At 67.0% G+C, this 23,881-nt stretch carries 17 protein-coding genes; 10 read left to right on the forward strand and 7 right to left on the reverse strand.

The genetic code is table 11. From position 1 onward, the window contains the following. Positions 1-17: 17 nt before the first annotated feature. Entirely contained in the window at positions 18-944 is a 927-nt protein-coding gene (locus AC3A3X_RS12965) for an ROK family protein (protein ID WP_487583438.1), read from the reverse strand. A 10-nt stretch (positions 945-954) separates the two neighbouring features. Next, entirely contained in the window at positions 955-2,112 is a 1,158-nt protein-coding gene (locus AC3A3X_RS12970; protein ID WP_487583439.1) for an SIS domain-containing protein, read from the reverse strand. Between the two features lie 373 nt (positions 2,113-2,485). Here AC3A3X_RS12970 and AC3A3X_RS12975 point away from each other — a divergent pair, with 373 nt between their 5' ends. The 3 genes from AC3A3X_RS12975 (at position 2,486) to AC3A3X_RS12985 (ending at position 10,380) form a co-directional block, all read left to right on the forward strand. Continuing rightward, on the forward strand, positions 2,486-5,818 hold the full coding sequence (locus tag AC3A3X_RS12975) for a TIM-barrel domain-containing protein (protein ID WP_487583455.1): 3,333 nt from the start codon (positions 2,486-2,488) through the stop codon (positions 5,816-5,818). Between the two features lie 158 nt (positions 5,819-5,976). Further along, the gene (locus tag AC3A3X_RS12980) at positions 5,977-8,973 is read left to right on the forward strand and encodes a TonB-dependent receptor domain-containing protein (RefSeq protein WP_487583440.1); all 2,997 of its coding nucleotides are present in this window, start codon (positions 5,977-5,979) and stop codon (positions 8,971-8,973) included. A 51-nt stretch (positions 8,974-9,024) separates the two neighbouring features. After that, positions 9,025-10,380: a Gfo/Idh/MocA family protein gene (locus AC3A3X_RS12985; protein ID WP_487583441.1), complete on the forward strand. Its 1,356-nt coding sequence runs from the start codon at positions 9,025-9,027 to the stop codon at positions 10,378-10,380. 67 nt (positions 10,381-10,447) lie between these two features. Here the strand turns inward: AC3A3X_RS12985 and AC3A3X_RS12990 are convergent, their stop codons facing one another. Then, complete coding sequence (locus AC3A3X_RS12990) at positions 10,448-11,269, reverse strand: alpha/beta fold hydrolase (protein ID WP_487583442.1); 822 nt, start codon at positions 11,267-11,269, stop codon at positions 10,448-10,450. Positions 11,270-11,496: 227 nt separating this feature from the next. Here AC3A3X_RS12990 and AC3A3X_RS12995 point away from each other — a divergent pair, with 227 nt between their 5' ends. Next, a complete protein-coding gene (locus tag AC3A3X_RS12995; protein ID WP_487583443.1) occupies positions 11,497-12,207 on the forward strand; it encodes an HD domain-containing protein in 711 nt (236 codons plus the stop codon). Between the two features lie 132 nt (positions 12,208-12,339). Here AC3A3X_RS12995 and AC3A3X_RS13000 read toward each other — a convergent pair whose 3' ends face one another. From AC3A3X_RS13000 to AC3A3X_RS13015, 4 genes are all read right to left on the reverse strand, one after another. After that, positions 12,340-13,227 (reverse strand): RNA polymerase sigma-70 factor, encoded by an 888-nt coding sequence (locus AC3A3X_RS13000; RefSeq protein ID WP_487583444.1) that lies wholly within the window; start codon positions 13,225-13,227, stop codon positions 12,340-12,342. A 123-nt stretch (positions 13,228-13,350) separates the two neighbouring features. Then, on the reverse strand, positions 13,351-13,764 hold the full coding sequence (locus tag AC3A3X_RS13005; RefSeq protein WP_487583445.1) for a cupin domain-containing protein: 414 nt from the start codon (positions 13,762-13,764) through the stop codon (positions 13,351-13,353). Between the two features lie 35 nt (positions 13,765-13,799). Then, positions 13,800-14,216, reverse strand: a complete 417-nt coding sequence (locus AC3A3X_RS13010) for a cupin domain-containing protein (protein WP_487583446.1) — start codon at positions 14,214-14,216, stop codon at positions 13,800-13,802. Between the two features lie 58 nt (positions 14,217-14,274). After that, positions 14,275-14,754 (reverse strand): carboxymuconolactone decarboxylase family protein, encoded by a 480-nt coding sequence (locus AC3A3X_RS13015; protein ID WP_487583447.1) that lies wholly within the window; start codon positions 14,752-14,754, stop codon positions 14,275-14,277. Between the two features lie 250 nt (positions 14,755-15,004). On the opposite strand from AC3A3X_RS13015, the gene AC3A3X_RS13020 reads away from it, so the two are divergent. From AC3A3X_RS13020 to AC3A3X_RS13045, 6 genes are all read left to right on the forward strand, one after another. Next, positions 15,005-15,238 carry a hypothetical protein gene (locus AC3A3X_RS13020; protein ID WP_487583448.1) on the forward strand — a complete coding sequence of 78 codons (234 nt, stop codon included), beginning with the start codon at positions 15,005-15,007 and terminating at the stop codon, positions 15,236-15,238. Further along, positions 15,235-16,320, forward strand: coding sequence for a LysR family transcriptional regulator (locus AC3A3X_RS13025; RefSeq protein WP_487583449.1), 1,086 nt, complete (start codon positions 15,235-15,237; stop codon positions 16,318-16,320). Before AC3A3X_RS13020 ends, AC3A3X_RS13025 begins: the two co-directional genes overlap by 4 nt. Positions 16,321-16,547: 227 nt before the next feature. Continuing rightward, the gene (locus AC3A3X_RS13030) at positions 16,548-17,072 is read left to right on the forward strand and encodes an Ohr family peroxiredoxin (RefSeq protein ID WP_487583450.1); all 525 of its coding nucleotides are present in this window, start codon (positions 16,548-16,550) and stop codon (positions 17,070-17,072) included. Positions 17,073-17,103: 31 nt separating this feature from the next. Beyond that, complete coding sequence (locus AC3A3X_RS13035; protein ID WP_487583456.1) at positions 17,104-18,384, forward strand: cytochrome b; 1,281 nt, start codon at positions 17,104-17,106, stop codon at positions 18,382-18,384. A 77-nt stretch (positions 18,385-18,461) separates the two neighbouring features. Continuing rightward, positions 18,462-19,220 carry an SDR family oxidoreductase gene (locus AC3A3X_RS13040; RefSeq protein WP_487583451.1) on the forward strand — a complete coding sequence of 253 codons (759 nt, stop codon included), beginning with the start codon at positions 18,462-18,464 and terminating at the stop codon, positions 19,218-19,220. 164 nt (positions 19,221-19,384) lie between these two features. Further along, positions 19,385-23,827, forward strand: a complete 4,443-nt coding sequence (locus AC3A3X_RS13045; protein WP_487583452.1) for an ATP-binding protein — start codon at positions 19,385-19,387, stop codon at positions 23,825-23,827. Positions 23,828-23,881 lie beyond the last annotated feature (54 nt).

A 23,881-nucleotide genomic window follows, 5' to 3' on the forward strand; every position in this document is an offset into this window, starting at 1 on the left:
GGGTTTCCGGTCGGGGGTCACTGGTCGCTGCTGCGCTGGCGGGCCAGCAGCGCGGCGCCGCGCGCACCGCCGGCATCGCCGAAACTCGGCGGCAGGATCGGCGGCACCCGCACGCCCTTGAACAGGTGCGGGGCCATGGCAGTCGGGAGGTCGCGGTAGAGCTGCTCGAACTTGGACAGGCCGCCACCCAGCACGATTACGTGCGGATCAAAGGCAAGCACCACGCCGGCGAGGCCATGGCCGAGCAGGTCGAGATGGATTTGCAACGCCTGCAACGCGATGGCATCGCCGGATCGTGCACGGGCGACGACGTCGCTGGCCTCGAGGTGATCGCCGCCGGCATGGCGGTGGATCAGCGCCATGCCGCTGCCGGAGACGTAGCGCTCCAGGCAGCCGCGCAGGCCGCAGGCGCAGTCGAGAATCGGCAACGAATGCCGTGCCAGCAGCGTCGCCGGCACCGACCAGTGTCCCCACTCTCCGGCGATGCCGTTGTAGCCGGCGACCAGGCGACCTTCCACGCAGTAGCCCCCGCCGGCGCCGGTGCCGAGGATGACGCCGAACATGCTGGCGTAGCCGGCCGCCGCACCGCCGTGGGCTTCCGACAAGGCGAAGCACTGCAGGTCGTTGCCCAGGTGCAGCGGGCGGGCCAGCAGTCGCTGCAGGTCCGCGCCGACCTGGCGGCCGGTGAGGGCAGGCACGTTGGCGCTGAGCTGGCGGCCGCTGGCGCGGTCGACCACGCCCGGCACACCGACGCCGATGGCATCGCACGGCCGGCCAAGGTCGGCATCGGCGTCGTGCACCAGCGCGGTGATCGCCTGCAGGAAAGCGTCGTAATCCTGGGTCGGCGTGTTGACGCGGCGCCGGTAGCCGACCTCGAGATCGTGGCCGCACGCGACCAGCTCGATCTTGGTACCGCCGATGTCGATGCCGTAGTAGGTCTGCATGGTCGCGCGCTCAACCGGCGCGGTGGATGGTCACGCCCTGCACGACGCGATTGACCGTGCCGTCCGGGAAAGGGTTGTCGGGGGTGAGTCCGAGCGCAGCCGAGCGCATCAACGCATAGCGTTGCGGCAGGGTCAGCCACAGCGGCGCAAGCCAGGCATCGGGCAGGGCAGGCACGTCCAGCGCGAAATCGCCGGCGTCGCCGTGGTCGGCCTGCGGGCCGACCGACACGATGCGACCGGCGATGCCGTCGCGGCGAAGTTCGTCGAGCAGGTCCTGCTCGTAACGACGCGCCAGCGGCTGCACGCTGCGCAGCACCACCACCAGCGTGTCGCCATCGACGGTGGACTTGGGGCCGTGGCGGAAACCCAGCGGCGTGTTGGCCAGCGCCAGCACCCGGCCCGCGGTCAGTTCCAGCACTTTCAATGCGCACTCGCGCGCGAGCGATTCGAGGGGGCCGCTGCCCAGGTAGATCACGCGCGCGTAGGTGTTGCCTGCCAGTTCCGCGGCGGCGGGTTGCCATTGCGTCAGTGCCCGCTGGCCCAGTGCGGCGATCGTGCGAAGTTGCTGCAGGCGTTGCGACCACGGCGCCGCATCGAAAGTCGCCAGCGCCGCCAGCAGCATGCAGCTCAGGCTGCTGGTCATGGCGAAGGCCTTGTCGCAACTGGCGGCAGGCATCAGCAGCGTGAACGTGTCGGTGCGACCACGACCGCGCTGTGCCAGTTCGCCGTCGGCGTTGCAGGTGATGTCGAGAAAACGCGCGTGAGTCACGCGCTCGCGCACCAGTTCGACAGCGGCGACGCTCTCCGGGCTGGAACCGCTGCGGCCGAACGACACCAGCAAGGTCGGGCGGTCGCGATCGAGGTAAAGCTCGGGATGGGTCAGCAGGCTGGTGGTGTGGATCGCACGCACTTCGGCCGGCCACTGTGCGTTGATCTGGTCGGCGGCCATTTCGGCGATGAAGCCCGAGCTGCCGGCGCCGGTCAGGATCACCCGCTGCGAGGGCTGGTGCAGGCCGTCACCCAGGAAGCGGTCGAGGTCGCCGTGCACCTGTTCGAGCGAGTCCGCCAGCGCGTCCCACAGCACGGGTTGCTGCGCGATCTCCTGCGCGGTATGGCCGCCGCCGAGGCGCTGCCAGGTGGACAAGTCGGGAGGCGAAGTGGCGTCCATTCGTGATTCCTGTTGGGCGAGCGCACGATCTGCGTTTTCTTTCGAAATGTCAAATATCGAAAGTTAAGCAAAAGTTTGTCAGTACGAAGGTTTCGGGTCCTGCCGGGGCGCGGTGCCGGGTGTCTGCGATATCGAACCGGCCCTGGCCTTTGCTGATTGCACGTTTTGAGGATTCATCTGAGTGATAGGAAAGTGGTGCTTTGCACAATGTTTCGATTTGAAGAAAAATACCTTCTATTTTCTTTGCAATTCGTTGACACGTTTCGATCCGCTGCCCTAGAGTCGGCCGCAATGGTTTCGGATTCCCGCCAATCGCGGGCTTGGGGGCAAGTTGAAGATCCGCCGACGACAGCATGTAGGCCTGGCCATCGCGATGGCGTCTGCGTGGCTGGTGGTGTCCGAGCCTGCCCTGGCCGAGTCCCTGGGCAACCTTCGCCAGATCGCCCCGGCCACCGGCAAGGATGGCGAAGCGGGCTGGAACCTCACCACCGACAACGGCGCGCGCCTGCGCATCGATCTGCTGCGCCCCGATGTTGTGCGCGTCCAGGCAGGTCGCAACGGCAAGCTGCTGCCGGCCGGTGACAAAGCCGCGCCGATCGTTCTGCCTCAGCCGGTGACGGCGGTGCCCTTCACCTTCGAGGAAGGCGCTGGCGAAGTCCGCATCCGCACCGATGCCATGGTGCTGCAGATCCAGCGCCAGCCGTTGCGCCTGTCGCTCGGGCGCATCGAAGCCGGCAAGACCCTACCGCTGTGGCAGGAACTGCAGCCGTTGGACCTCGATGCGGCGCAGAGCGTGCAGACTCTGTCCAGCCAGGCAGACGAACACTTCTACGGTGGCGGCCAGCAGAACGGCCGCTTCGAGTTCAAGGGCCGTGAACTGGAGATCTCGTATTCCGGTGGCTGGGAGGAGGGCGATCGCCCGAGCCCTGCACCGGTCCTGTTGAGCTCGCGCGGCTGGGGCATGCTGCGCAACACCTGGAGCGACGGCAGCTACGACCTGCGCCTGTCCGACCAGGCCACGCTGATGCACCGCGAAGATCGCTTCGATGCGTACTACTTCGTCGGCGCCAACCTGCACGCGCTGCTCGACCGCTATACCGCGCTGACCGGTCGCGCCGGACTGCTGCCGCGCTGGGCGCTGTCGTACGGCGATGCCGACTGTTACAACGACGGCGACAACGGCAAGAAGCCCGGGACGGTGCCCGAGGGCTGGAGCGATGGCCCCACCGGCACCACGCCCGACGTGGTCGACAGCGTCGCGCGCCAATACCGCGAGCACGACATGCCCGGCGGCTGGATCCTGCCCAACGACGGCTACGGTTGCGGCTACAAGGACCTGCCGAAGGTTTCGCAGGGCCTGGCGCGCTACGGATTCAAGACCGGACTGTGGACCGAGAACGGCGTCGACAAGATCGCCTGGGAAGTCGGCAAGGCCGGCAGCCGCGTGCAGAAGCTCGATGTTGCCTGGACCGGCAAGGGCTACCAGTTCGCGATGGATGCCAACCAGCAGGCGTTCAACGGCATCCTCCACAATTCCGACTCGCGTCCGTTCCTGTGGACGGTCATGGGCTGGGCCGGCATCCAGCGCTACGCGGTGGCCTGGACCGGCGACCAGAGCAGCAGCTGGGACTACATCCGCTGGCACATCCCGACACTGATCGGCTCGGGTCTGTCGGGCATGGCCTACGCCAGCGGCGACGTCGACGCGATCTTCGGCGGCAGCGCCGAAACCTTTACCCGCGACCTGCAGTGGAAAAGCTTCACGCCGGTGCTGATGGGCATGTCGGGCTGGTCGTCGGCCGCGCGCAAGCACCCCTGGTGGTACGACGAACCCTATCGCAGCATCAATCGCGACTATCTCAAGTTGAAGATGCGCCTGACCCCGTACATGTACGGACTGGCGCGCGACGCGGCAGTCAGCGGCGCGCCGATCGTGCGGCCGCTGCTGTGGGATTTCCCCGGCGATCCGCAGGCCTGGACCGAAGCGCACAAGTACCAGTTCCTGCTCGGCCGCGAACTGCTGGTCGCGCCGGTGTATCGCAGCCAGGCCGCCAGCCGCGGCTGGCGTCGCGACATCCACCTGCCGCAGGGTGGATGGATCGACTACTGGGACGGTCGCAGGATCACCGCCGGCGCGCAGGGACGGCAGCTCGACCGCAAGGTGGAACTGGCGACGCTGCCGGTGTTCGTGCGTGCCGGTGCGATCGTGCCGATGTACCCGGCGATGCTGTTCGACGGCGAGAAGCCGCTCGACGAGCTCACGCTCGACCTGTACCCGCAAGGGCAGTCGACGTACACGCTGTATGAGGACGACGGTTCGACGCGTCGCCACGAGCAGGGAGAATTTGCCGAACAGGCCATTGCCATGCAGGCGCCGGAGCGGGGCAGTGGCGATGTGCACGTGCGCATCGACGCCGTCCGCGGCCAGTACGCGGGCCAGTTGCCGCAGCGCCGATATGCCCTGCGCGTGTTGAGTCGCCAGCGGCCGCAGTCGGTCGAGCTCGATGGGCGCGCGCTGCCGGCGTTGCCCGATCGCGCGGCCTACGAGGCCGCTGCGGAGGGCTGGTTCTTCGATGAGGCAGAGCGTCGCGGCACGTTGCACGTGCGCACCGCGCCACTCGATATTCGCCGCGCCGTGGAGCTGCGCCTGGCCATTGCCACGGCCGCCCCGCTGCCCGACGACGAATTCCCCGCCGCACCCGAGCTGGGTCGTGCATTGCCTTCCGACAGCCTGCTGGTGGTCGGTCGCCCGGCCGAGGAACCCGGCCACGCGCTCGAGAATGCCTTCGACGACGATCCGGCGACCTGGTTCCGCACCGTGCGCAACCAGGCCGTGCGCACCGGTGCGCACGAATGGGTGCTGGGCTTCAGCGAGCGCCGCCTGATCGACGGCATCGAGCTGGCGCCGCGCAACGACAAGAACTGGAAGCACGGGCAGATCCGCGACTACGAGATCTACCTGGCCGACAGCAATGGCGAGTGGGGCGAGCCGGTCAAGCGCGGTCGCCTGACGCTGCAGGAAGGAATGCAACGCATCGACTTCCCGGCCCGTGCCGCCCGCCTGCTGCGCTTCCGCGTGCTGAGCACGCAGAATCCCGATGGGGACGGCGCGAGCAGCACAGACCCCATGGTGTCGGCCGCGCAGGGCGGTGCTGCACGCGCGTTCGATGCGCTGCAACCGCGCGATGTCGGCCCGATCACGCTGTCCACGTTCCGTGTGCTCGAACACCAGTCGGCCGAGCGGCCGGCGCAGCAGCTGTACCTGTCGGAGCTGAAGTGGCCGGCCGGCGGCGACGTCGCACTCGATCGCGCCCACGGCGGCGACGCGGGCATGGGCATCAACGGCATGCGCATGAACGGATTGCGCTTCCGCCGCGGTCTCGGCGTCGGCGTCGACAGCCGCATCGACCTGCAACTGCAGGGCGACTGGCGCCTGCTGCGCGCCGACCTGGGCATCGACGATCGCTGCCGCGATGCCGGCGGAATGCAGTTCCAGGTCTGGGGCGACGATCGCCTGCTCTACGACAGTGGCCTCGTACGCGCGCCGGGCGTGGTCAAGCCCGAGCTCGACATTCGTGGCCTGCACCGGCTGAGCCTGCGCACCCTCGGTGCACAGGGCGCGCGGCCGGCGCAGGTCTGCGGCAACTGGGCCAATGCCGCACTGATCGGACAGGAGGGCGACGCCGCCACGATCGCATCGCCCTGACGTAGCGCCCTCGAGATCCCCGATGTCTTCGACTGCGGCCAGGTGGCCGCGGCCCGGGAGCGCTGTTGCCAGAAACACCGCAATCCCCGCTTCCCCACGTCTTAGCCACGCCATCCGCCCGCAGCGCCGTTCGCTGCTGACCGAACAAGGAGCCACAGATGTTGCCTGCACGCCGTCGTCGCATCCCCGCTACCACCTTGTCCATCGCCCTGGCTGCCGTGCTGGCCGCTGGCCCGCTGTCGGCACAGACTGCTCAGCCCGCCGCAGATGCCGCGGCCGCGCCGCAACAGGCCGGGGATGACAAGACGACCGACATCGACCGCGTCGAAGTCACCGGTTCGAGCATCAAGCGCATCGACGGCGAAACCGCGTCGCCGCTGCAGATCATCACCAAGCAGGACATCGAGAACATGGGCGCCCGGACCTTGCTCCAGGTGCTCAACAACCTGCCTGCGAACCGACCCGGGCAGGTGGATTCCACGTCGCTGTTCACCGGCTCCGACGGCGCTTCGCAGGCCAACCTGCGCGGCATCGGTGCGCAGGGCACGCTGGTGCTGTTGAACGGCCGTCGCCTGTCGTACTACGGCGCGCCGGCGGGCTTCCAGACCCAGTTCGTCAACATCGACTCCATCCCGGCCGCGGCGATCGAACGCATGGAGGTGCTGACCGACGGCGCCTCGGCCGTGTACGGTACCGACGCGGTGGCCGGCGTGATCAACGTGATCACCAGGCGGGAGTACAAGGGGCTCGAGGTCACCGCGACCACCGACATGTCATCGCGCATCGACAGCTACGGCGAGCACCAGGCCAGCATCACCGGCGGCTTCGGCGACCTCGACGAGGACCGCTACAACGTCTACGGCACAGTCAACATGTACCGGCGCGACGCGATTCCGCTGAGCGACTTGTACGACAGGAAGCCGAACCAGTACTACGTCAACAACCCGAACTACATCAACAATCTTCGCCTCGACACTGGCAGCGCGCCGGGCGTGTTCAACCCCGGCAGCTATTTCGCGTTCGATCCGGTCACCGGCGCGCGCGTGCAGGAAGCAGCGCCGACCTGCAACAACGTGATCACCGAAGCCGCCGGACCGCGCTGCGTCTGGCAGACCTGGCTCAACAACGAGATCGACGGTGGCGCCGAGTCGGAGCGCATCACCGCCTACGTCAACGGCCACTTCCTGATTGGTGAGACCACCGAAGGCTTCGCAGAGGCGACCTACACCGACATCGACCTGCGCGCCAACGGCGGCACGCCGCGTGCTTTCGGCACCACCACCGGTAACCCGACCAGTTGGTTCTCGCGCAACACCGGCAACAACGTCAACCAGTTCTTCTACCCGTACATGGGTCCGAACAACGTCTACAACCATGCCAGCCCCGAGCTGAGAGCGTTGATGGGCGGCGTGGTTGGCTTGCAATACCTGTTGCAGGACGTGGGTGACGACTACTTCGGGCAGCGCAACACCGACAAGAGCTATCGTGCGCTGGCCGGACTGCGCGGCAGCATCGGCGACTGGAACTGGGAAACCGCGTTCGCCACCGCCGGCTCGCATTCGACCACCTACCAGACCATCAACGTCAACCTGGACGGCTTCGAGAAGGCATTCGGCCCGTTCACCACGGACCCGGGCACGGGCCGCGTGATCATCTCCGACAACCCGGCGTACCAGTTCGGCGTGATCAGCGAGGCCAATGCGGCACTGCTGCGCGAGGCCTACCCGACCTTCGACATCCAGTCCTGGACCCGGCTGCACACCCTGGACGGAAAGGTCGATGGGACGGTCTACACCTTGCCGGCCGGCGAAGTGCGCGCGGCGTTCGGCTTCAACGTGAGCCGCGAGACCTTCTACACCCCGGGCAACGAGGACGCGGCCAACGGCCTGATCACCCAGCAGGGCGGTTCGTGGTTTGACGGCGCGCGCAACACCTACGCGCTGTTCGCCGAGGCCGTCGCCCCGATCACAGGGAAGCTGGAGCTGGAAACGGCGCTGCGCCTGGACAAGTATCCGAACTTCGATGCGAACATTGCCCCGAAGATCGGCCTCAAGTACCAGGCGCTGTCGCAGCTGCTGTTGCGCGGCACCTATTCGCAGGGATTCCGCGCTCCCAGCCTGGCCGAGTCCGGCACCGGCGGCGTGTTCGCCCAGCTCGGCGGCTTTCGCGACGAGACCCGCTGCAACGAAACCAACGCGATCGCCGACCTGCTGTTGCAGTCGAGCCGCGCGGGCGACGTGGACCTGGGCAATACGCTGCTCAACTCCGATTGCGGCCGCACCGTGGCACGCATGACCCAGCCCAACCAGGACCTGAAGCCGGAGACGGCCGATATCGCCACGCTGGGCTTTGTGTACGAACCGACCAGCTGGTTGTCGGTGTCGGCCGACTATTGGTACATCAGCCGCCGCGACGAGATTGTCGCGCCGGACTTCAGCAGGCAGGAAGACATCCTGTCGCTGGGCCGCTTCCCGATCACCGATTCCGACCGCGCCAACGAGGCCGCGCTGGCCGCGATGTGCGCCGACCCGGCCAGCGGCGTGGCCTGCCCTGGCACGCTGCCGACCTATACCGTGGGCAACGTCTCCAGCGTCATCGGCCAGTACAAGAACAGGGGCCGCACCCTGGTCGATGGCTTCGATGTCGATGCCCGCGGCCGTTTCGACCTGGGCGAATGGGGCGGCCTGAACATCGGCGTGGCCGCGACCATTGCGAATCGCAACATGTACAACTCCGACGATGGCAGCGGCTGGTACTACGGCAACCTCGTTGGCTACTACGGCAACCCGCGCCTGCGCGCCACCTTCAACACGGACTGGAGCCTCAAGAACTGGACCACCAGCTTGTACGTCAACTACGTCGGCAAGACCAGGTGGGCCCTGGAGCAGATCGATGCGCAGGACAACAATACGGAAACCTGCACCGGAGGCTTCGTGGACGTGTCCCCAAGCCAGTGCGACGGCGCGCCGTCGTGGTGGACGACCAACCTGGGCGTGAGCTGGAGGCCGACGGAGAAGCTGACGGTGGGCGTCACGGTGAAGAACGTGTTCAACCGCCTTCCGTTCTACGATCCGAACGACTTCATGAGCTTCTCCTCCGCCTACGCGAACAATTTCGGACGAATCTACAGCCTTACCGCCGGTTACAAGTTCTGACGGTTCCATCGCGCCGGCACCTGCCGGCGCCTCGACTGAAGAGAATCAGCAATGAAGCGTAGAGATTTCATCCTTGCAGGCGCCGCACTGGGTGCGGCCAGCCTGCTGCCGTCCATGCCGGCCTGGGCCGCAGGGCGCCGCATCCGCCTGGGCCTGATCGGCACCGGCATGCGTGGCCAGGTGTTGTTGACGGAGCTGTTGCGCCGCGACGATGTCGAGGTCGTGGCACTGTGCGACATCGAGCCGATCATGCTCGGCAAGGCCATGGAGATGGCGGCCAAGGCCGGCAAGACCGCGCCGAAACCGTACGGGCAGGACGGCGATGTGCACGCCTACCGCCGCCTGCTGCAGCAGCGAGGCCTGGACGCGGTGATCATCGCCACGCCGTGGGAGTGGCACGCGCCGATGGCGATCGAGGCCATGGAGGCCAAGATCGCGGTAGGTTGCGAAGTGGTGGCCGGCATCAGCCTGCAGGACCACTGGGACGTGCTGTCCACGCAACTGCGCACCGGCACCCCGTACATGCTGCTGGAAAACGTCTGCTACCGGCGCGACGTGATGGCCGCGCTGCAGATGGTGCGTGCGGGCCTGTTCGGCGAACTCATCCACCTGCAGGGCGGTTACCAGCACGACCTGCGCGCGGTGAAGTTCAATTCCGGCGATCCGTCGCAGCCGTACGGCAGCGGCGTCGAGTTCGGCCCAACGGCCTGGTCGGAGGCGCGCTGGCGCACGCAGCACTCGGTCGAGCGCAACGGCGAGCTGTACCCCAGCCACGGCATCGGCCCGTGCGCGATGTACACCGGCATCAACCGTGGCAACCGCTTCACCCACATCAACAGCTTCGCCAGCAAGGCCCGTGGCCTGCACGAGTACACCGTGGCGAAGAGCGGCGGCACCACGCACCCGAGTACGAAGGTCAAGTTCAAGCTCGGCGACGTCGTTACCACCACCCTGGCCTGCGAGAACGGCGAGACCATCATCCTGCAGCACGACACTTCGTTGCCCAGGCCCTATTCGCTGGGTTTTCGCGTGCAGGGCACGCATGGCTTGTGGATGGACCTGAACCAGTCGATTCATATCGAAGGCCGCAGTCCGGCGCACAAGTGGGAACCGTTCCAGGCCTACCAGGACGAGTTCGACCACCCGCTATGGCGCAAGTACGCCGACGATGCCGCCGGTGCCGGTCACGGTGGCATGGATTACTTCGTCATCCACGCCTTCGTCGAGGCGGTGAAGGCGCGCGCGCCGATGCCGATCGATATCTTCGATGCGGTCACCTGGAGCGCGATCACGCCGCTGTCTGAGCAGTCGATCGCGGAAGGCTTCAAGACGCTGGAGTTCCCCGACTTCACCAAGGGCCTGTGGCAGTCGCGCAAGCCGATCTTCGCATTCGACGCGAAGTACTGACGGCTCAAGTGCCTGGGGGGCGCGGCAATCGCCGCGCGCCCCGTTTCCGGTAGCCAGGTGCGCCGGCTCAGCCGCGGAAGAATGCCAGCAGGTCGCGATTGATCTCCTCGCCATGGGTCGTGCACATGCCGTGCGGATAGCCCTTGTAAACCTTGAGCGTGGCATTGCGCAGCAACTTGGACGAGAGCAATGCCGAGTCGGCGATCGGCACGATCTGGTCGTCGTCGCCGTGCATCACCAGCGTCGGTACCTCGATGCTCTTGAGGTCTTCGGTGAAGTCGGTTTCGGAGAAGGCTGCGATCGAGTCGTACTGCGCCTTGGCGCCGCCCATCATCGCCTGGCGCCACCAGTTGGCGCGCACCGCTTCGGAGAGCGGCGTGCCCGGCCGGTTGTAGCCGTAGAACGGCACCGGGAAGTCCCAGTAGTAGCCGGCGCGGTTGGCGGCAAGGTCCTTGCGGATGCCGTCGAACAGCTCGCGCGGCAGGCCATCCGGGTTGGCATCGGTCTTGACCATGATCGGCGGCACCGCACCGATCAGGACCAGCTTGGCGACGCGACCTGCGCCATGCCGCGCGACGTAACGCGTGGCCTCGCCACCGCCGGTGGAATGGCCGACATGGATGGCATCGCGCAGGTCCAGGTGCGCGACCAGTTCGGCCACATCGGCGGCATAGGTGTCCATGTTGTTGCCGGTGGCGGTCTGGGTGGAGCGGCCGTGGCCGCGGCGGTCATGGGCGATGACGCGATAGCCCTGGGCGAGGAAGAACAGCATCTGCCCGTCCCAGTCGTCGCCGCTCAACGGCCAGCCGTGATGGAAGACGATCGGTTGACCGGTTCCCCAGTCCTTGTAGGAGATCTCGGTGCCGTCTTTCGTGGTGATCGATTGCATGTCGTGGTTCCTCGTGGGGGGTAAGGCAGCGCATTCGCGGCTGTCGCAGCCATCATGGAAATCGCGCGGGCCCGGCGGTAGGCCCGCAGGCGGGTGCACGATGTTGACTGCGGCGCACCAATGTCCGGCAAGAAAAATGTCCGGCAAGGGATTGGTTCCGCGCAGGCAACACGGTGAGGCCGGTGCCGGTGCTACCGGTTGCAGCAGGGCGCGCGTAGGTTGGCGCCATGGTCAACCGCTGGACTGAAGCCGTGACGACGTCGAACGACACCACTGCAACCACGAAAGCGTCCTCGTCGCTGCCAACGCGCCTGGTTGCAGGCGTGCCGATGCCCGACACGCCGCTGGTCGCTCGCGCCATCGAGTTCGCCCGCGCGCATTGCGATCCGTACCTCTTCAACCACGTCATGCGGTCGTGGTTGTTCGCCACGTGCATCGCGCAGAAGAAGGGCGAGCCGTACGACGCCGAGGTCCTGGCGGTGTCGGCGCTGTTGCACGACATCGGCCTGACGCCGCTGGTCAGCGGTGTCCTCCGTTTCGAAGTGGAAGGGGCGAACGCGGCGCGGGCCTTCGTTCGCGACCTCGGCGTCGACGAGCGCCGCTCCCAGCTGGTCTGGGACAGCATCGCGCTCAACTCCACGCCGTCCATCTGCCTGCACAAGGAGGCCGAAGCCGCGCTGTGCGTGCTGGGCGTGGCCCTGGACTGGGGCGGATGGGGCTTCGACAGCATCCCGGCAGAACAGATCGCCCGGATCGTGGCGGAGTTCCCGCGCCTGCAGATGAAGCAGCGCTTCACCCAGGCCGTCTGCGGCATCTGCGAGCGTCACCCGGAAACCACCTACGACAATTTTGCCCGCGACTTCGGCGAGCGTTTCGTGCCCGGTTATCGGGCGCCGTCGATGGTCGACGTTCTGCAGGGCGCTCCGTTCGAGGAGTAGTCGCGTAATTCCGTCATTCCCGCGAAGGCGGGAACCCGGTGACTTGAACGGCGACGACACTGGGTCCCCGCCTACGCGGGGATGACGGCAGTCCTTTCCTCGTCATCCCGGCGAAAGCCGGGATCCATGCCCCTAGCTGAGCTTCGATGTCTGGTTGGCGGCGATCCGGCGGAGCTTCTCTGGATTGCGCTGCACGTAGATCTGCGTGATGTGCTCGCCGTCGGTGTCGTAAGACTGCGCCGACTCCAGGTTGCCGTCGATGTAGCGCAGCACGCCGAGCCGGCCATTGATCGAGGTGAGCCGGATCTCCAGTGTGTCCTTTCCGCGCAGCGTGCTGGCAAAAAGAAGTTGTGCGATGCGCTGTCCGCCGACCATCGGTTTCGGGAAACTGGTGACGATGCCGCCGCCGTCGCCGACGAGTGTGGCCGATTCGGCCATCATCTCCTTCATGGCCTGGAAGTCGGCGCTGTTCCACGCGTCGGTGAAGCGTCGCATCAGGCGCTGGTGTGCTTCGGCCGACACCACGTAACGCGGGCGCTCCTCGCGCAGTTGCGCCTTGGCCCGGTGCACGATCTGCCGGCACGCCGCCTCGCTCTTGTCGAGTGCCACGGCGATGTCGCTGTAGTCGGCATCGAACACTTCGCGCAGGAGGAATGCCGCACGCGCCTCGGGTGAAAGCCGCTCCAGCACCGTGAGGAAGGCAATGGACAGGTCGCTCGAGGCTTCCTGTATTTCCTCGGGCGTGGACGGGCCGTCGGTAAGGACGGGCTCGGGCAACCAGATGCCGACGTAGTGCTCGCGTTCGGTACGCGCCTTGCGCAGGCGATCGATCGAGCGACGCGTGGTGGTGGTGATCAGCCAGGCCTCGGGGTCGGCGACCGCGGCGGAGTCGGCGTTGTGCCAGCCCAGCCAGACATCCTGGACGACGTCCTCGGCTTCGGCCAGCGAGCCGAGCATGCGGTAGGCCACGCCAAGCAGGCGTGGCTGCAACCGGGTGAAGATGTCGGTGGCGTCTTGCATGCGGCCCGGGGCGCGGCAGAAGACGGGATTGTGGCGGCAAAAGCGTTCGCCGGGCGTGGAGACCGGCGAACGCCATCCGCTTCCGGCAGGACCGGCAAAGGCCGGCCGCTCCAGGCTGGCCGGTCAGGGGACCGGAATCAGTGCCGGCTTGTCCGCATGCTTGAGCAGGAACACCACGAACTTCGCGGGCTTGTCCTTGCTGGCGTTGCGCCCGACGGTGTGGATGTCCGCCGGACCCTCGTGGAAGGCCTGGCCGGGCTTCAACGTGACTTCCTTGCCGCCCTTCACGCCCATCACGATCGAGCCTTCGAGCACGTAGACGAATCCGTGCGCATCGTGGCGGTGGATCGGGTCGGCGCCACCGGGCGGATACTCCACGGTGATCATCAGCATTTCCTTGCCGGGGTACTCGGGCAATGCCTGGGTCATGACCGGCGTGACGACGGGGGGAGGGGCGTCGTTACCGTGCAGGCCATGGGCCCCGACACTGCCCGAGAACAACAGTGCGGCCACGCTCAGACAGTGGTGAATGCGCATCGCATGACTCCTGTGTGTGGTGTGCTTCTGGCCGCTCACGAGCCGGGGATCACCGCCGGCTTGCCGGCGTCCTTGAGCATGAACACGACGAACTTCGCGGGCTTGTCGTTGCTTGCATTGCGACTGACCGTGTGGATATCGCCGGGCGCTTCGCTCCAGCTCTGTCCGGCCGTCAGCGTGACCTCGTTTCCGCCCTGCACGGCCATCACCACGGAGCCTTCGATCACATAGACGAAGGCGTGGGCATCGTGGTGATGGAGCGGCGAGGAGCCACCTGGCGGATAGTCGACCGTGAGGATCAGTCCTTCCTTGCCCGGATACTCGGGCAGGGCCTTGGTCATGACCGGCTTGACCAACGGGCCCGGCGCGCCGTGGCCGGCGTGCTTGTCCTGGGCCAGGGCAGGGCCCGAAAGCAGCAGCGCGGCCAGCGCCAGGGAATGGTGAATGCGCATCGTGGTTCTCCTCTCGAATCTGCCTGGACCCGGCATGGCGGGCCCAGCGCAGCGCGGCTTATGACAACCCGGCCTTGTCGAGGCCGAACGCCTTGTCGGCCGTGCCCGGCTCGGTGCGGAAGGCGACGTTGACCCGGTTCCAGGCGTTGATGGCCATGACGTCGTAGCTCAGGTCGACGATCTCCTTCTCCGACAGCTGCGTGCGCACGCGCTCATAGATGTCGTCCGGCACGCCCAGCGGTGACAGCTGGGTCAGTGCTTCGGTCCAGGCCAGCGCGGCGCGTTCACGCGGCGCAAACAACTGCGACTCGCGCCAGCTGGCCACGTGATGCAGGCGCAGCGGGCGCTCGCCGTGGATGATGGCCTCCTTGATGTGCATGTCGAGGCAGAAGGCGCAGCCGTTGAGCTGCGAGGCGCGGATGTTGACCAGGTCGTGGATCGGCTGCTCGATCGACGATTTCTGGGTCAGCATGCTGAATTCGACGAACTTCTTGAACAGTTCGGGGGATTGCTTCTGGTAGTCGAGGCGTTGGCTCACGGCGGACTCTCCGATGTTGAATGGGGGAGGGCTGGTCGGCGGGTGCCGTCCTGCTTGGCGGCCAATCTAGGCACCGCGGCCGTGCGCCGGTAGATCGCCCGCCGGACGCGCGGTGTTGAGCGCAGCGCACCAATGGGCTGTCACAAACCACGATGAGCCCGCAGCAGTGCGCCTTCGCCAGGCGTGCTGTCACAGATGTGCCCGCTGGCGCGACCTTGATGCATGACGACAGCCAAAGGAAACCCAATCCATGCCTACGAAGGCTGATCGGGTCTGGTCCGAGTTCCTGGTCGCACTGGATGCGATGGCGCCGGATATTCGCGCCGCATACCTGCTGCACGAAATATTCGAGGCCAGTTACGACGAGATCGCATGGCTGATCGGAGAGCCCGCAGACCTCTGCCGGGCCCACGTCGAGTGCGCCCGCGAACACGCGCTGGCGCACATGCAGCCATTGACCGGAAAAGAGGCGCCACTGAAATGAACGCAGCTCCGCGGATCGCCGCCCAGACCACCCCCGACCGGCCGGACCCGTTGTCGTCCACCTTCTCGGCCAGCTACGCCGGCGTGGTGGCTTTCATCACGGTAGCCACCGAGGGCAGCTTCGCGCGGGCAGCCGACCGCCTCGGCGTCGGGCGTTCGGCGGTCAGCCGCAGCGTGCAGAAGCTGGAGGGCCAACTGGGTGCGCGCCTGTTCTCGCGCACGACGCGCTCGACGACGCTCACCGCCGAAGGCGAGTTGTTCTACGAGAACTGCCGTCCCGGCGTCGATCGCATCATGCAGGCGCTGGAAGAGATGCGCGACCTGCGCGATGGTCCGCCGCGCGGACAGCTGCGGATCAGTGCCACGCACGGGTTTGGCCGCAAGGTCATCGCGCCGCTGATGAGCGAGTTCCACATGCGCTACCCCGGCATCGGCATCGAACTGCTGCTCGATGAGCGAACTCCGGACCTTGCCGTGGACCGGGTCGATGTCGCCTTCCGCGAAGGCCGCCTGGACGACAGCCAGGTCATCGCCAAGCAGCTCATCCCGATGCAGATGCTGGTCTGCGCCTCGCCCGACTATGCGCGCAGGCATGGGCTGCCGGCATCGGTCGAGGAGCTGGAGAAGCACGCGTGCATCAACCGGCGGATGCCGAACGGACGCCTGCGCAGCTGGGATTTCAAGGTCGACGGCCACGCGCGCAGCGTCACGCCGCAGGCCGACATCGTGCTCAACGACGATGACCTGATGCTGCATGCGTTGCTCAACGGCCAGGGCCTGGCGCAGCTGCCCGCCTTCGAGGTCCGCGACGAGCTGCGCAAAGGCACGCTGGTGACCTGCCTGGCCCAGTACGCGCCCGATGATCGCGGCCATTACCTGTGCTACCTCAGCCGGCGCCAGTTGCCCAAGCGCATCCGCGCCTTCATCGACTTCATCACCGCCCAGGTGCGCGCCCTGGACCTGGACTGCGCCACCACGGACCCACGGATCCATCCTGACGCGGCGCTTGCGGACCACCTGCCTGCAAAGCACGCGCCGCCTGGCGACGTGCATCGCGACAACGCCACCGTCGCCCGCGCCTGAGCCGGCACGATTGGTGCGCCCGGGGAAACATCGTGCATCCGGTCGGAGGGCTACTGCCGACCGGGTCACCCTCCTAGCATCGCAACACACAACGAATCCGTGCACGGCAGGCATGCCTGTCGGCAGTGAATACAAGACGGCGGCCAGCGCGGTTGCCCACGCAGGGACGAGGCACGAAGGACGGATCTGCTTCGTGCATGACGACAACGACAGGGACACCCGCATCCATGACCCAGTTGAAGCCACCGCCGGCAAGCCTGCTGGACAAGTACTACGGAGAAGACGCGCAGACCATCTACACAGGACGCGTACGTGTCACCGGTGGCGAGGCGGCGCACGGCCGCGCGTCGGGCGTGGTCTGCTCCGACGACGGTGCCCTCCAGGTCAGCCTGCGTCTGCCCGTGGAGCTTGACGGGCCCGGCGGCGGAAGCAACCCCGAGCAGCTGCTGGCGGCCGGCTACGGCGCCTGCTTCCACGGCGTGCTCAAGCTGCTGGCGAGCCGGGCAGGCGTGGAGCTCACCGATGCAACGGTGGACACCGCGGTGACGTTCGCGCGCGATCCGGTGGATGGGTTGTTCCTGTTGTCGGCGGAGATCCGCGTCGTGCTGCCCGGCGTCGAACGTGCGCTCGCTGCCGAGCTGGTGCGCAACGCCGAACGCATCTGCCCCTACGCAAAGATGTTCAGGAGCGGCATCGATCACGTGGTGGCACTTGCCTGCGAACACGAGTCGCCGTCCGGCGACGCTGACTGACCGCCACGCGCGACAAGGTACTGCCATGGCACTGAAGATCGTCCGCATCTATCCGAAGAACCCGCTCCTGGCCTGGGTCGAGGACCGCTTGCCGGTGATCTCGTTCGTGGCTGCACACACCAGCCACTATTACGCGCCGAAGAACCTCAACATCTGGTACCTGTTCGGCGCGCTGGCCGGGCTGACGCTGGTCAACCAGCTCGTCACCGGCATCTTCCTGGCGATGCACTTCAAGCCGTCCGCGGCCGAAGCGTTCTCGTCGGTCGAATACATCATGCGCGACGTCGAGTGGGGCTGGCTGATCCGCTACATGCACTCCACCGGCGCATCGCTGTTCTTCGTGGTCGTCTACCTGCACATGTTCCGCGCGCTGCTGTACGGATCGTACAAACGGCCACGCGAGCTGGTGTGGATCCTGGGCATGCTGATCTACGTGGTGCTGATGGCCGAAGCCTTCATGGGCTACGTGCTGCCGTGGGGGCAGATGTCGTTCTGGGGCGCCAAGGTCATCATCTCGCTCTTCGGCGCGATCCCGGTGGTCGGCGAAAGCCTGCAGCATTGGGTGATGGGCGACTACGTGCCCGCCGACGCGACCCTCAACCGGTTCTTCTCGCTGCACGTGATCGCGTTGCCGATCATCCTTCTGCTGCTGGTCACGGTGCATATCCTGGCGTTGCACGAGGTCAGTTCCAACAATCCCGACGGAATCGAGATCCACGACAACGAAGGGCCCGACGGCCTGCCGCTGGACGGTATCCCGTTCCATCCCTACTACTCGGTCGAAGACGTGCTGAGCGCGGCGGTATTCGTGCTGGTCGCCGCGTTCCTGATCTTCTTCGTGCCGACCGTCGGCGGCCTGTTCCTGGAGCACGACAACTTCACCGAAGCCAATCCGCTGGTGACGCCCGAGCACATCAAGCCGGTGTGGTACTTCACCCCCTACTACGCGATGTTGCGCGTGATCCCGCACAAGCTCAGCGGCGTGATCGTGATGGGCCTGGCGATCTTCGTGCTGTTCCTGATGCCGTGGCTGGACCGCGGCAAGGTCCGGTCGATCCGCTACCGCGGTGGCGCCTACAAGATCGCGCTGGGGCTGTTCGCCGTCGCGTTCGTGGTGCTCGGCTTCATCGGCATCGGTGCGATGGCGCAGCTGCTGCCGCGCCTGCTCGGCGCCGGCATCGACGTCAACGCCATCGAGAACTGGATCGGCCGCGTGCTGGTGGCGATCTACTTCGGCTTCTTCGCATTCACCTGGGTGTACACCCGGTTCGGCTTCGAACGCACCCGTCCGCTGCCGGAACGGCTGACGTAGTCGCACTCATCCCACGCGCGGTCCTCGCGCTCGTCCGCCTGGCGAGGCATTGAGTCATCCCCCCACTGGAGACAGACATGAAGATCGTAGTCATCGGCGGCACCGGCCTGATCGGCACCAAGCTGTGCAACAACCTGCGCGAGCTCGGCCACGAGGCCATTGCCGCGTCGCCCAACACCGGCGTCAACACCATTACCGGCGAAGGCCTGAAAGAGGCGCTGCAGGGCGCCGACGTGGTCGTCGACGTGGCCAACTCGCCGTCGTTCGAGGAGAAGGCGGTGCTGGAGTTCTTCGAAACCTCCGGCCGCAACCTGCTCGCGGCCGAAGCAGCGGCGGGCGTCAAGCACCACGTCGCGCTGTCGGTGGTCGGCAGCGACCGCAAGCCGGGCAACGCCTACTTCCGCGCCAAGCTGGCGCAGGAGAAGCTGATCCGCGAATCGGGAATGCCGTACTCGATCCTGCGCGCCACGCAGTTCTTCGAATTCCTGAACGCCATTGCCCACGACGGCGCCAAGGACGAGGCGATTCATATCTCCACCGCCGCGTTCCAGCCGCTGGCGGCGACCGACGTGGCGGCGGCCCTTTCCCAGGTGACCGTGGCCGAGCCGAAGAACCAGACGGTCGAAGTGGCCGGACCCGAGCGCCGGCCAATGGTGGACTTCGTCCAGGACTACCTGAAGTTCTACAAGGAATCGCGCGAGGTGATCGCCGATGCGAACGCGGAGTACTTCGGTGCGCCGATCGATGACAACTCGCTGACGCCCGGTGAGAACCCGATGCTGGGCTCGATCCGGTTCGAGCAGTGGCTGCAGACCTCGCCGCCGCCGCCGCGCTGATCGCGCCGGCGCACGACCTTCCACGGCAATGGCGATGTGGCCTGCAGCGCACCGCGTGAATGCGCTGTACATACGGGCAAATGTAATCAGACGAGTCTGATGGTGGGGGCAGCACGCGGCGACTAACCTGCGCGCCGCGTTGCTACTTTATCCCCAGTGCTCACATGACCAAGCCGGCGGCACCCTCCAGCGCGCGCGGTGGTAAGCGTGGATTGCTGCGGCGGCTGGCGCATGTAGCCCGGTTTTTGGCCGTGTTCGCACTGGCCCTGCTCGCCTCGTCGCTGGCCGCATCGGCACAGCAGCCGGCGGTGCAGCTGACCCGCGAGGAGGCCGCATGGCGCGATTCCCATCGCGGCGTGCGCGTGGGCGTGTTCGCCGGCGACCACCTGCCCGGGGAGACCTGGGCGGCCGGCCGACCGGAAGGCTTCGGCGTCGACTACGCCCGGTTGCTGATCGCGCGTGTGGGGATGCAGGCCGATTTCCGGCCCTATGTCGACTGGGAACAGGTGGCCCATGGCCCGCCCGGCGAGCACCTGCCGTACGACCTGTTGCTGGGCCAGTCACCCCACGCAGGCGAGCCGGACCGGTTCGGGTTCCTGAAGCCCTACGACGCCGGTAGATTCATGCTGGTCGCCCGGCGCGACGACTCGCGCATGGCCAGCAGCCAGAACCTCGTCGCCGCGCGCCTGGTGATCGAGCGCCGGTTCCACGACCTTGCCGTCCGACTGTCGGAGCGGTTTCCAAGCGCGAAGCTGCTTTACAGCGACGATGGGCGCGCCGCGATGGAGATGGTTGCCGCCGGCCAGGCCGATGCCTACGTCGGCGCCACCTCGGTGCGCACGCGCATGCTGATGCAACAGCGCAACGCCGATGACCTGGTGATGCTCGGCGAGGTCGACATCCCGCGGGCGCCGGTCAGCCTGGCCGTGCCGGACGACCGGCCGATGCTGATGGCCATCCTGCGCAAGGCCGAAGCCACCCTGGCCGTCGACGAGGTCGAGCGCTTGCGCAAGCGCTGGGGCCTGGTCCAGGAGGCGCCGGCGGAACCGCCGCGTGCGACCGGTCTGAACAGCCACGAGCGCGCCTGGCTGGAAGCGCTGCGGCCGCTGCGTGTCGGATTCGAGATCGATCGTGCGCCGTACTCCTACGCCGACAGCGACGGCCATTTCGACGGTGTCGCGGCCGACTATGTCGACCTGCTCGGCCGCGAGCTCGGGCTGCGCCTGGAACTGGTGCCGGCGCAGGACTGGGCCAGCCTGCAGAAGATGGTGCGTGCGCGCGAGATCGACATCGTGGCGGCGACGTTGCCGCAGGATTTCGATGCCCGCGACCTGCTGGTCAGTCGCCCTTACGCGCACTTTCCGGGCGTCATCGTCACGCGCCAGCACGGCACGGCGATCGTCGGCCCCGAAGACCTGGTCGGCCGGACCGTGGCCGTGCGCCAGGAGGTCGGCGTGATCCACGCCCTGAGGGCCGCACTGCCGCGCTCGCGCCTGGTCCCGGTCGGCAGCAACGAAGCCGGACTCGACCTGGTCACCGCCGGCGACGTCGACGCCTACGTGGGCACCCTGCCGGCCATCGACACGCTGCTGCGCAACCGCTACGCGGCAAAGTTGCGCATCGCCGGTCCCGTCGGTGTCGACCAGGAATTCGCCATCGGCATCACGCCCGAGCATGCCCGGCTGCTGCCGCTGCTGAACCGCGTGCTGGCGAAGGTGACCGAGGCCGAGCACCAGTCCATCCGCAGCCGCTGGTTGACCACCGAGTACCGCTATGGGGTGCCGTGGCCATGGGTGATGGCCGGGCTAGTGACGGTGGTGGTGCTCCTGCTGATTGGCGCGGTGGCGTATGCGCGGCTGCGCAGCGCCTGGCGCGCCCAGGCCAGGGCGGAGTCGGAACTGGCCGCGCAGCTCCGCTTCCAGCAAAGCCTGCTGGAGACCATTCCGCACCCGGTGTTCTTCAAGGACGTCGAGGGTCGCTACCAGGCGGTGAACCAGGCCTACGAGTCGATGTTCGCCGTACCGCGGACGCAGCTTCTCAACCGCACGCTCGCGCAGACGCACCACCTGCAACCGGTCGACGAGGAGGAGGCGCAACGGCTCGACATCGGCGTGCTGGTCAGCGGCCGCCGGCGGCGTCTGGAGATGCGGCTGCCGCCACTGCAAGCGCGGGGCAAGCCGCGCGACGTCATCCTCTGGCTGCATCGCTTCAATATCGCTCCGGACCAGGTCGGCGGCCTGCTCGGCACGTTCGTCGATGTCAGCGACATCCGCGAGGCCGAGGCGCGTGCGCGTGCCTCCGAGCAGCGGCTGATCGACACCAACGATCGCTTGCCGGGCGTGATCGTGCGCATCAGCGTGCAGCCCGGTGGCAGGATCGTCTACGACTACGTCGCCGGGCAGACCCAGGCGCTGTTCGGTCGCTCGCGCTCGGAACTGCTCAGGTCGGGACGGCGCTTGCACGCGATTGCCGCGGGCGAGTCCGATCCGGACGAGAAAGACCTTGGCCAGGACGAGCACGACCATGTGCTCGCCGCCATCAACGAGATCGTTGCAAGCGGCACCCGTCACGAGGTCGAGTTCTGCATGCGCGTGAAGGGCGAGGTGCGCTGGACGCGCGCATCCAGCGGCACGCCGCGGCGCGAGGCCGACGGCAACGTCGTGTGGTGCATCTACTTCGCCGACATCACCGACGAGAAGCAGCAGGCGCAGGCGTTGGTCGAGGCGACTGCTGCCGCGCGGGCGGCGGTGTCGGCGCGGAGCAGTTTCCTGGCGATGATGAGCCACGAGATCCGCACGCCGATGGCCGGCGTACTGGGCCTGGTCGAGCTGATGGCGCACACGCCGATGGACCGCGAGCAGGCGCGCATGCTCGGCATGGTCCAGGACTCGGCCGGGTCGCTGCTGCAGATCCTCGACGACGTGCTCGACTTCTCGCGTATCGAATCCGGGCGCCTGGACCTGGACCTGCGCGCGTTCGACCTGCGCGCGGTCGCCGACAACGTCATGGGCCTGTTCTCGGCGCGGGCCCATGAGAAGAACGTGCGCCTGTACGCGACCATCGACTGGCGCCTGTCCGGCACGCACCAGGGCGATGCGGTGCGCATCCGCCAGGTCATCACCAACCTGGTCAGCAACGCGCTCAAGTTCACCGAAGCCGGCCACGTCGAACTGCGCATCGAGCTGGCCGGCGAGGAGCACGGCGTCCAGCGCATCCGCATCAACGTCACCGACACCGGCATCGGCATCGAACCGCGGCAACTGGCGCGATTGTTCCAGCCGTTCGTGCAGGCAGAGGATTCGATCAGCCGCCGTTTCGGCGGCACCGGGCTGGGCCTGTCGATCTGCCAGCGGTTGGCGCAGATGATGGGCGGCGAGGTCCGTGTCAGCAGCACGCGCGGGCAGGGCACGACCTCGACGCTGGAGTTGCCGCTGCCGGTCGTCAGCGAGGTCGAGCCGCACGAGCAGATCGCCGGAAAGACGGCGCTGTTGTGCACGCGCGATCCCATGTTCGAGCGGGAGCTGGCCAATACGTTGTCGACGCTCGGCTTCAACCTGATGGAGGTTGGGCCGGAGGAGCTGCGCGAGGCCGCGGCCAATGACGCCGACCTGTTCGTGGTCGACGTCGAGCTTGTGCGCGAAGGCTCCCTGCCCGCGGGCGCGCGCTACCTGTGCCTGGTCGACTCGGTCGATGTGCGCGGCTTCCAGGTCGACGAGGGCGAGGTGTCGTTGAGCGGCAGCCCGCTGCTGACGGTGGCCGCTGCCGAAGCCTGCTGCGCCGCGCTGGGCCTGGAGCCGCCCCGGTCTGCATCGCCGCTGCCCGGGGTCCATGCGCCGCGCGCGGCACGCATCCTGGTCGCCGAGGACCACATGACCAACCGCGCGGTCATCGCCCGCCAGCTCGAGCGCCTGGGCTACGCGCACACACTGGTCGAGGACGGCGAGCAGGCGCTGGAGGCGCTGGCGCTGCAGCACTACGATCTGCTGATAAGCGATTGCCACATGCCGGTACTGGACGGCTTCGCGTTGACGCGGCGGATACGCGAGCAGGAAGCCGGCACGGGGCGCCATCTGCCCATCGTCGCGCTGTCGGCCAGTGCATTGCCCGAGGAGGTGCGCCGCTGCCACGACGCGGGCATGGACGACTTCCTGGCCAAACCGGTGCAGTTGCTCGATCTCGACAGGAAGCTGGCGACCCACCTGCAGCACACGCTGCCGACACCTGTCCCCGAAGTCACGGCGATATCGCCGCGGACCAGCCGCAAGCTGACACGGCTGACCGAGCTGTTCGGCGGCGAAGCGTCGCTGCGCGAAGTGCTGGAGGGCCTGCTGGATTCGAGCCGTCGCGACATGGCGGAGCTGGACATCGCTTTCGAGACGGGAGACAAGGAACTGCAGCGCGACATCCTGCACCGCATCGACGGCGCGCTGCTGCTGCTGGCCGAAGGCGACCGCGAACCGATCTCGCAGCTGGATCACGAGGTGAGGCGATCGGTACTGCTGACGCGGATCGCCAATCTGGAAACGGTGATCGGCACGCTGGACCCTGGACGCGCCCAGGTGGATGAGAGCCAGACAGATGAGAGCCTGTCGTCCCGAACGCAGTGAGCAACTGTGTTTCTCGTCAAGCGGTTTGTTCACGATGGGCGTTCCAGCGGACAC

It is taken from the genome of Lysobacter sp. Soil_N_23 (assembly GCF_057656135.1).

Bases quoted from the DNA above. Each gene is read 5' to 3' on its own strand.
- AC3A3X_RS12965 (WP_487583438.1), bottom strand. From the start codon at position 944: ATGCAGACCTACTACGGCATCGACATCGGCGGTACCAAGATCGAGCTG.
- AC3A3X_RS12970 (WP_487583439.1), bottom strand. From the start codon at position 2,112: ATGGACGCCACTTCGCCTCCCGACTTGTCCACCTGGCAGCGCCTCGGC.
- AC3A3X_RS12975 (WP_487583455.1), top strand. From the start codon at position 2,486: ATGGCGTCTGCGTGGCTGGTGGTGTCCGAGCCTGCCCTGGCCGAGTCC.
- AC3A3X_RS12980 (WP_487583440.1), top strand. From the start codon at position 5,977: ATGTTGCCTGCACGCCGTCGTCGCATCCCCGCTACCACCTTGTCCATC.
- AC3A3X_RS12985 (WP_487583441.1), top strand. From the start codon at position 9,025: ATGAAGCGTAGAGATTTCATCCTTGCAGGCGCCGCACTGGGTGCGGCC.
- AC3A3X_RS12990 (WP_487583442.1), bottom strand. From the start codon at position 11,269: ATGCAATCGATCACCACGAAAGACGGCACCGAGATCTCCTACAAGGAC.
- AC3A3X_RS12995 (WP_487583443.1), top strand. From the start codon at position 11,497: ATGGTCAACCGCTGGACTGAAGCCGTGACGACGTCGAACGACACCACT.
- AC3A3X_RS13000 (WP_487583444.1), bottom strand. From the start codon at position 13,227: ATGCAAGACGCCACCGACATCTTCACCCGGTTGCAGCCACGCCTGCTT.
- AC3A3X_RS13005 (WP_487583445.1), bottom strand. From the start codon at position 13,764: ATGCGCATTCACCACTGTCTGAGCGTGGCCGCACTGTTGTTCTCGGGC.
- AC3A3X_RS13010 (WP_487583446.1), bottom strand. From the start codon at position 14,216: ATGCGCATTCACCATTCCCTGGCGCTGGCCGCGCTGCTGCTTTCGGGC.
- AC3A3X_RS13020 (WP_487583448.1), top strand. From the start codon at position 15,005: ATGCCTACGAAGGCTGATCGGGTCTGGTCCGAGTTCCTGGTCGCACTG.
- AC3A3X_RS13025 (WP_487583449.1), top strand. From the start codon at position 15,235: ATGAACGCAGCTCCGCGGATCGCCGCCCAGACCACCCCCGACCGGCCG.
- AC3A3X_RS13030 (WP_487583450.1), top strand. From the start codon at position 16,548: ATGACCCAGTTGAAGCCACCGCCGGCAAGCCTGCTGGACAAGTACTAC.
- AC3A3X_RS13040 (WP_487583451.1), top strand. From the start codon at position 18,462: ATGAAGATCGTAGTCATCGGCGGCACCGGCCTGATCGGCACCAAGCTG.
- AC3A3X_RS13045 (WP_487583452.1), top strand. From the start codon at position 19,385: ATGACCAAGCCGGCGGCACCCTCCAGCGCGCGCGGTGGTAAGCGTGGA.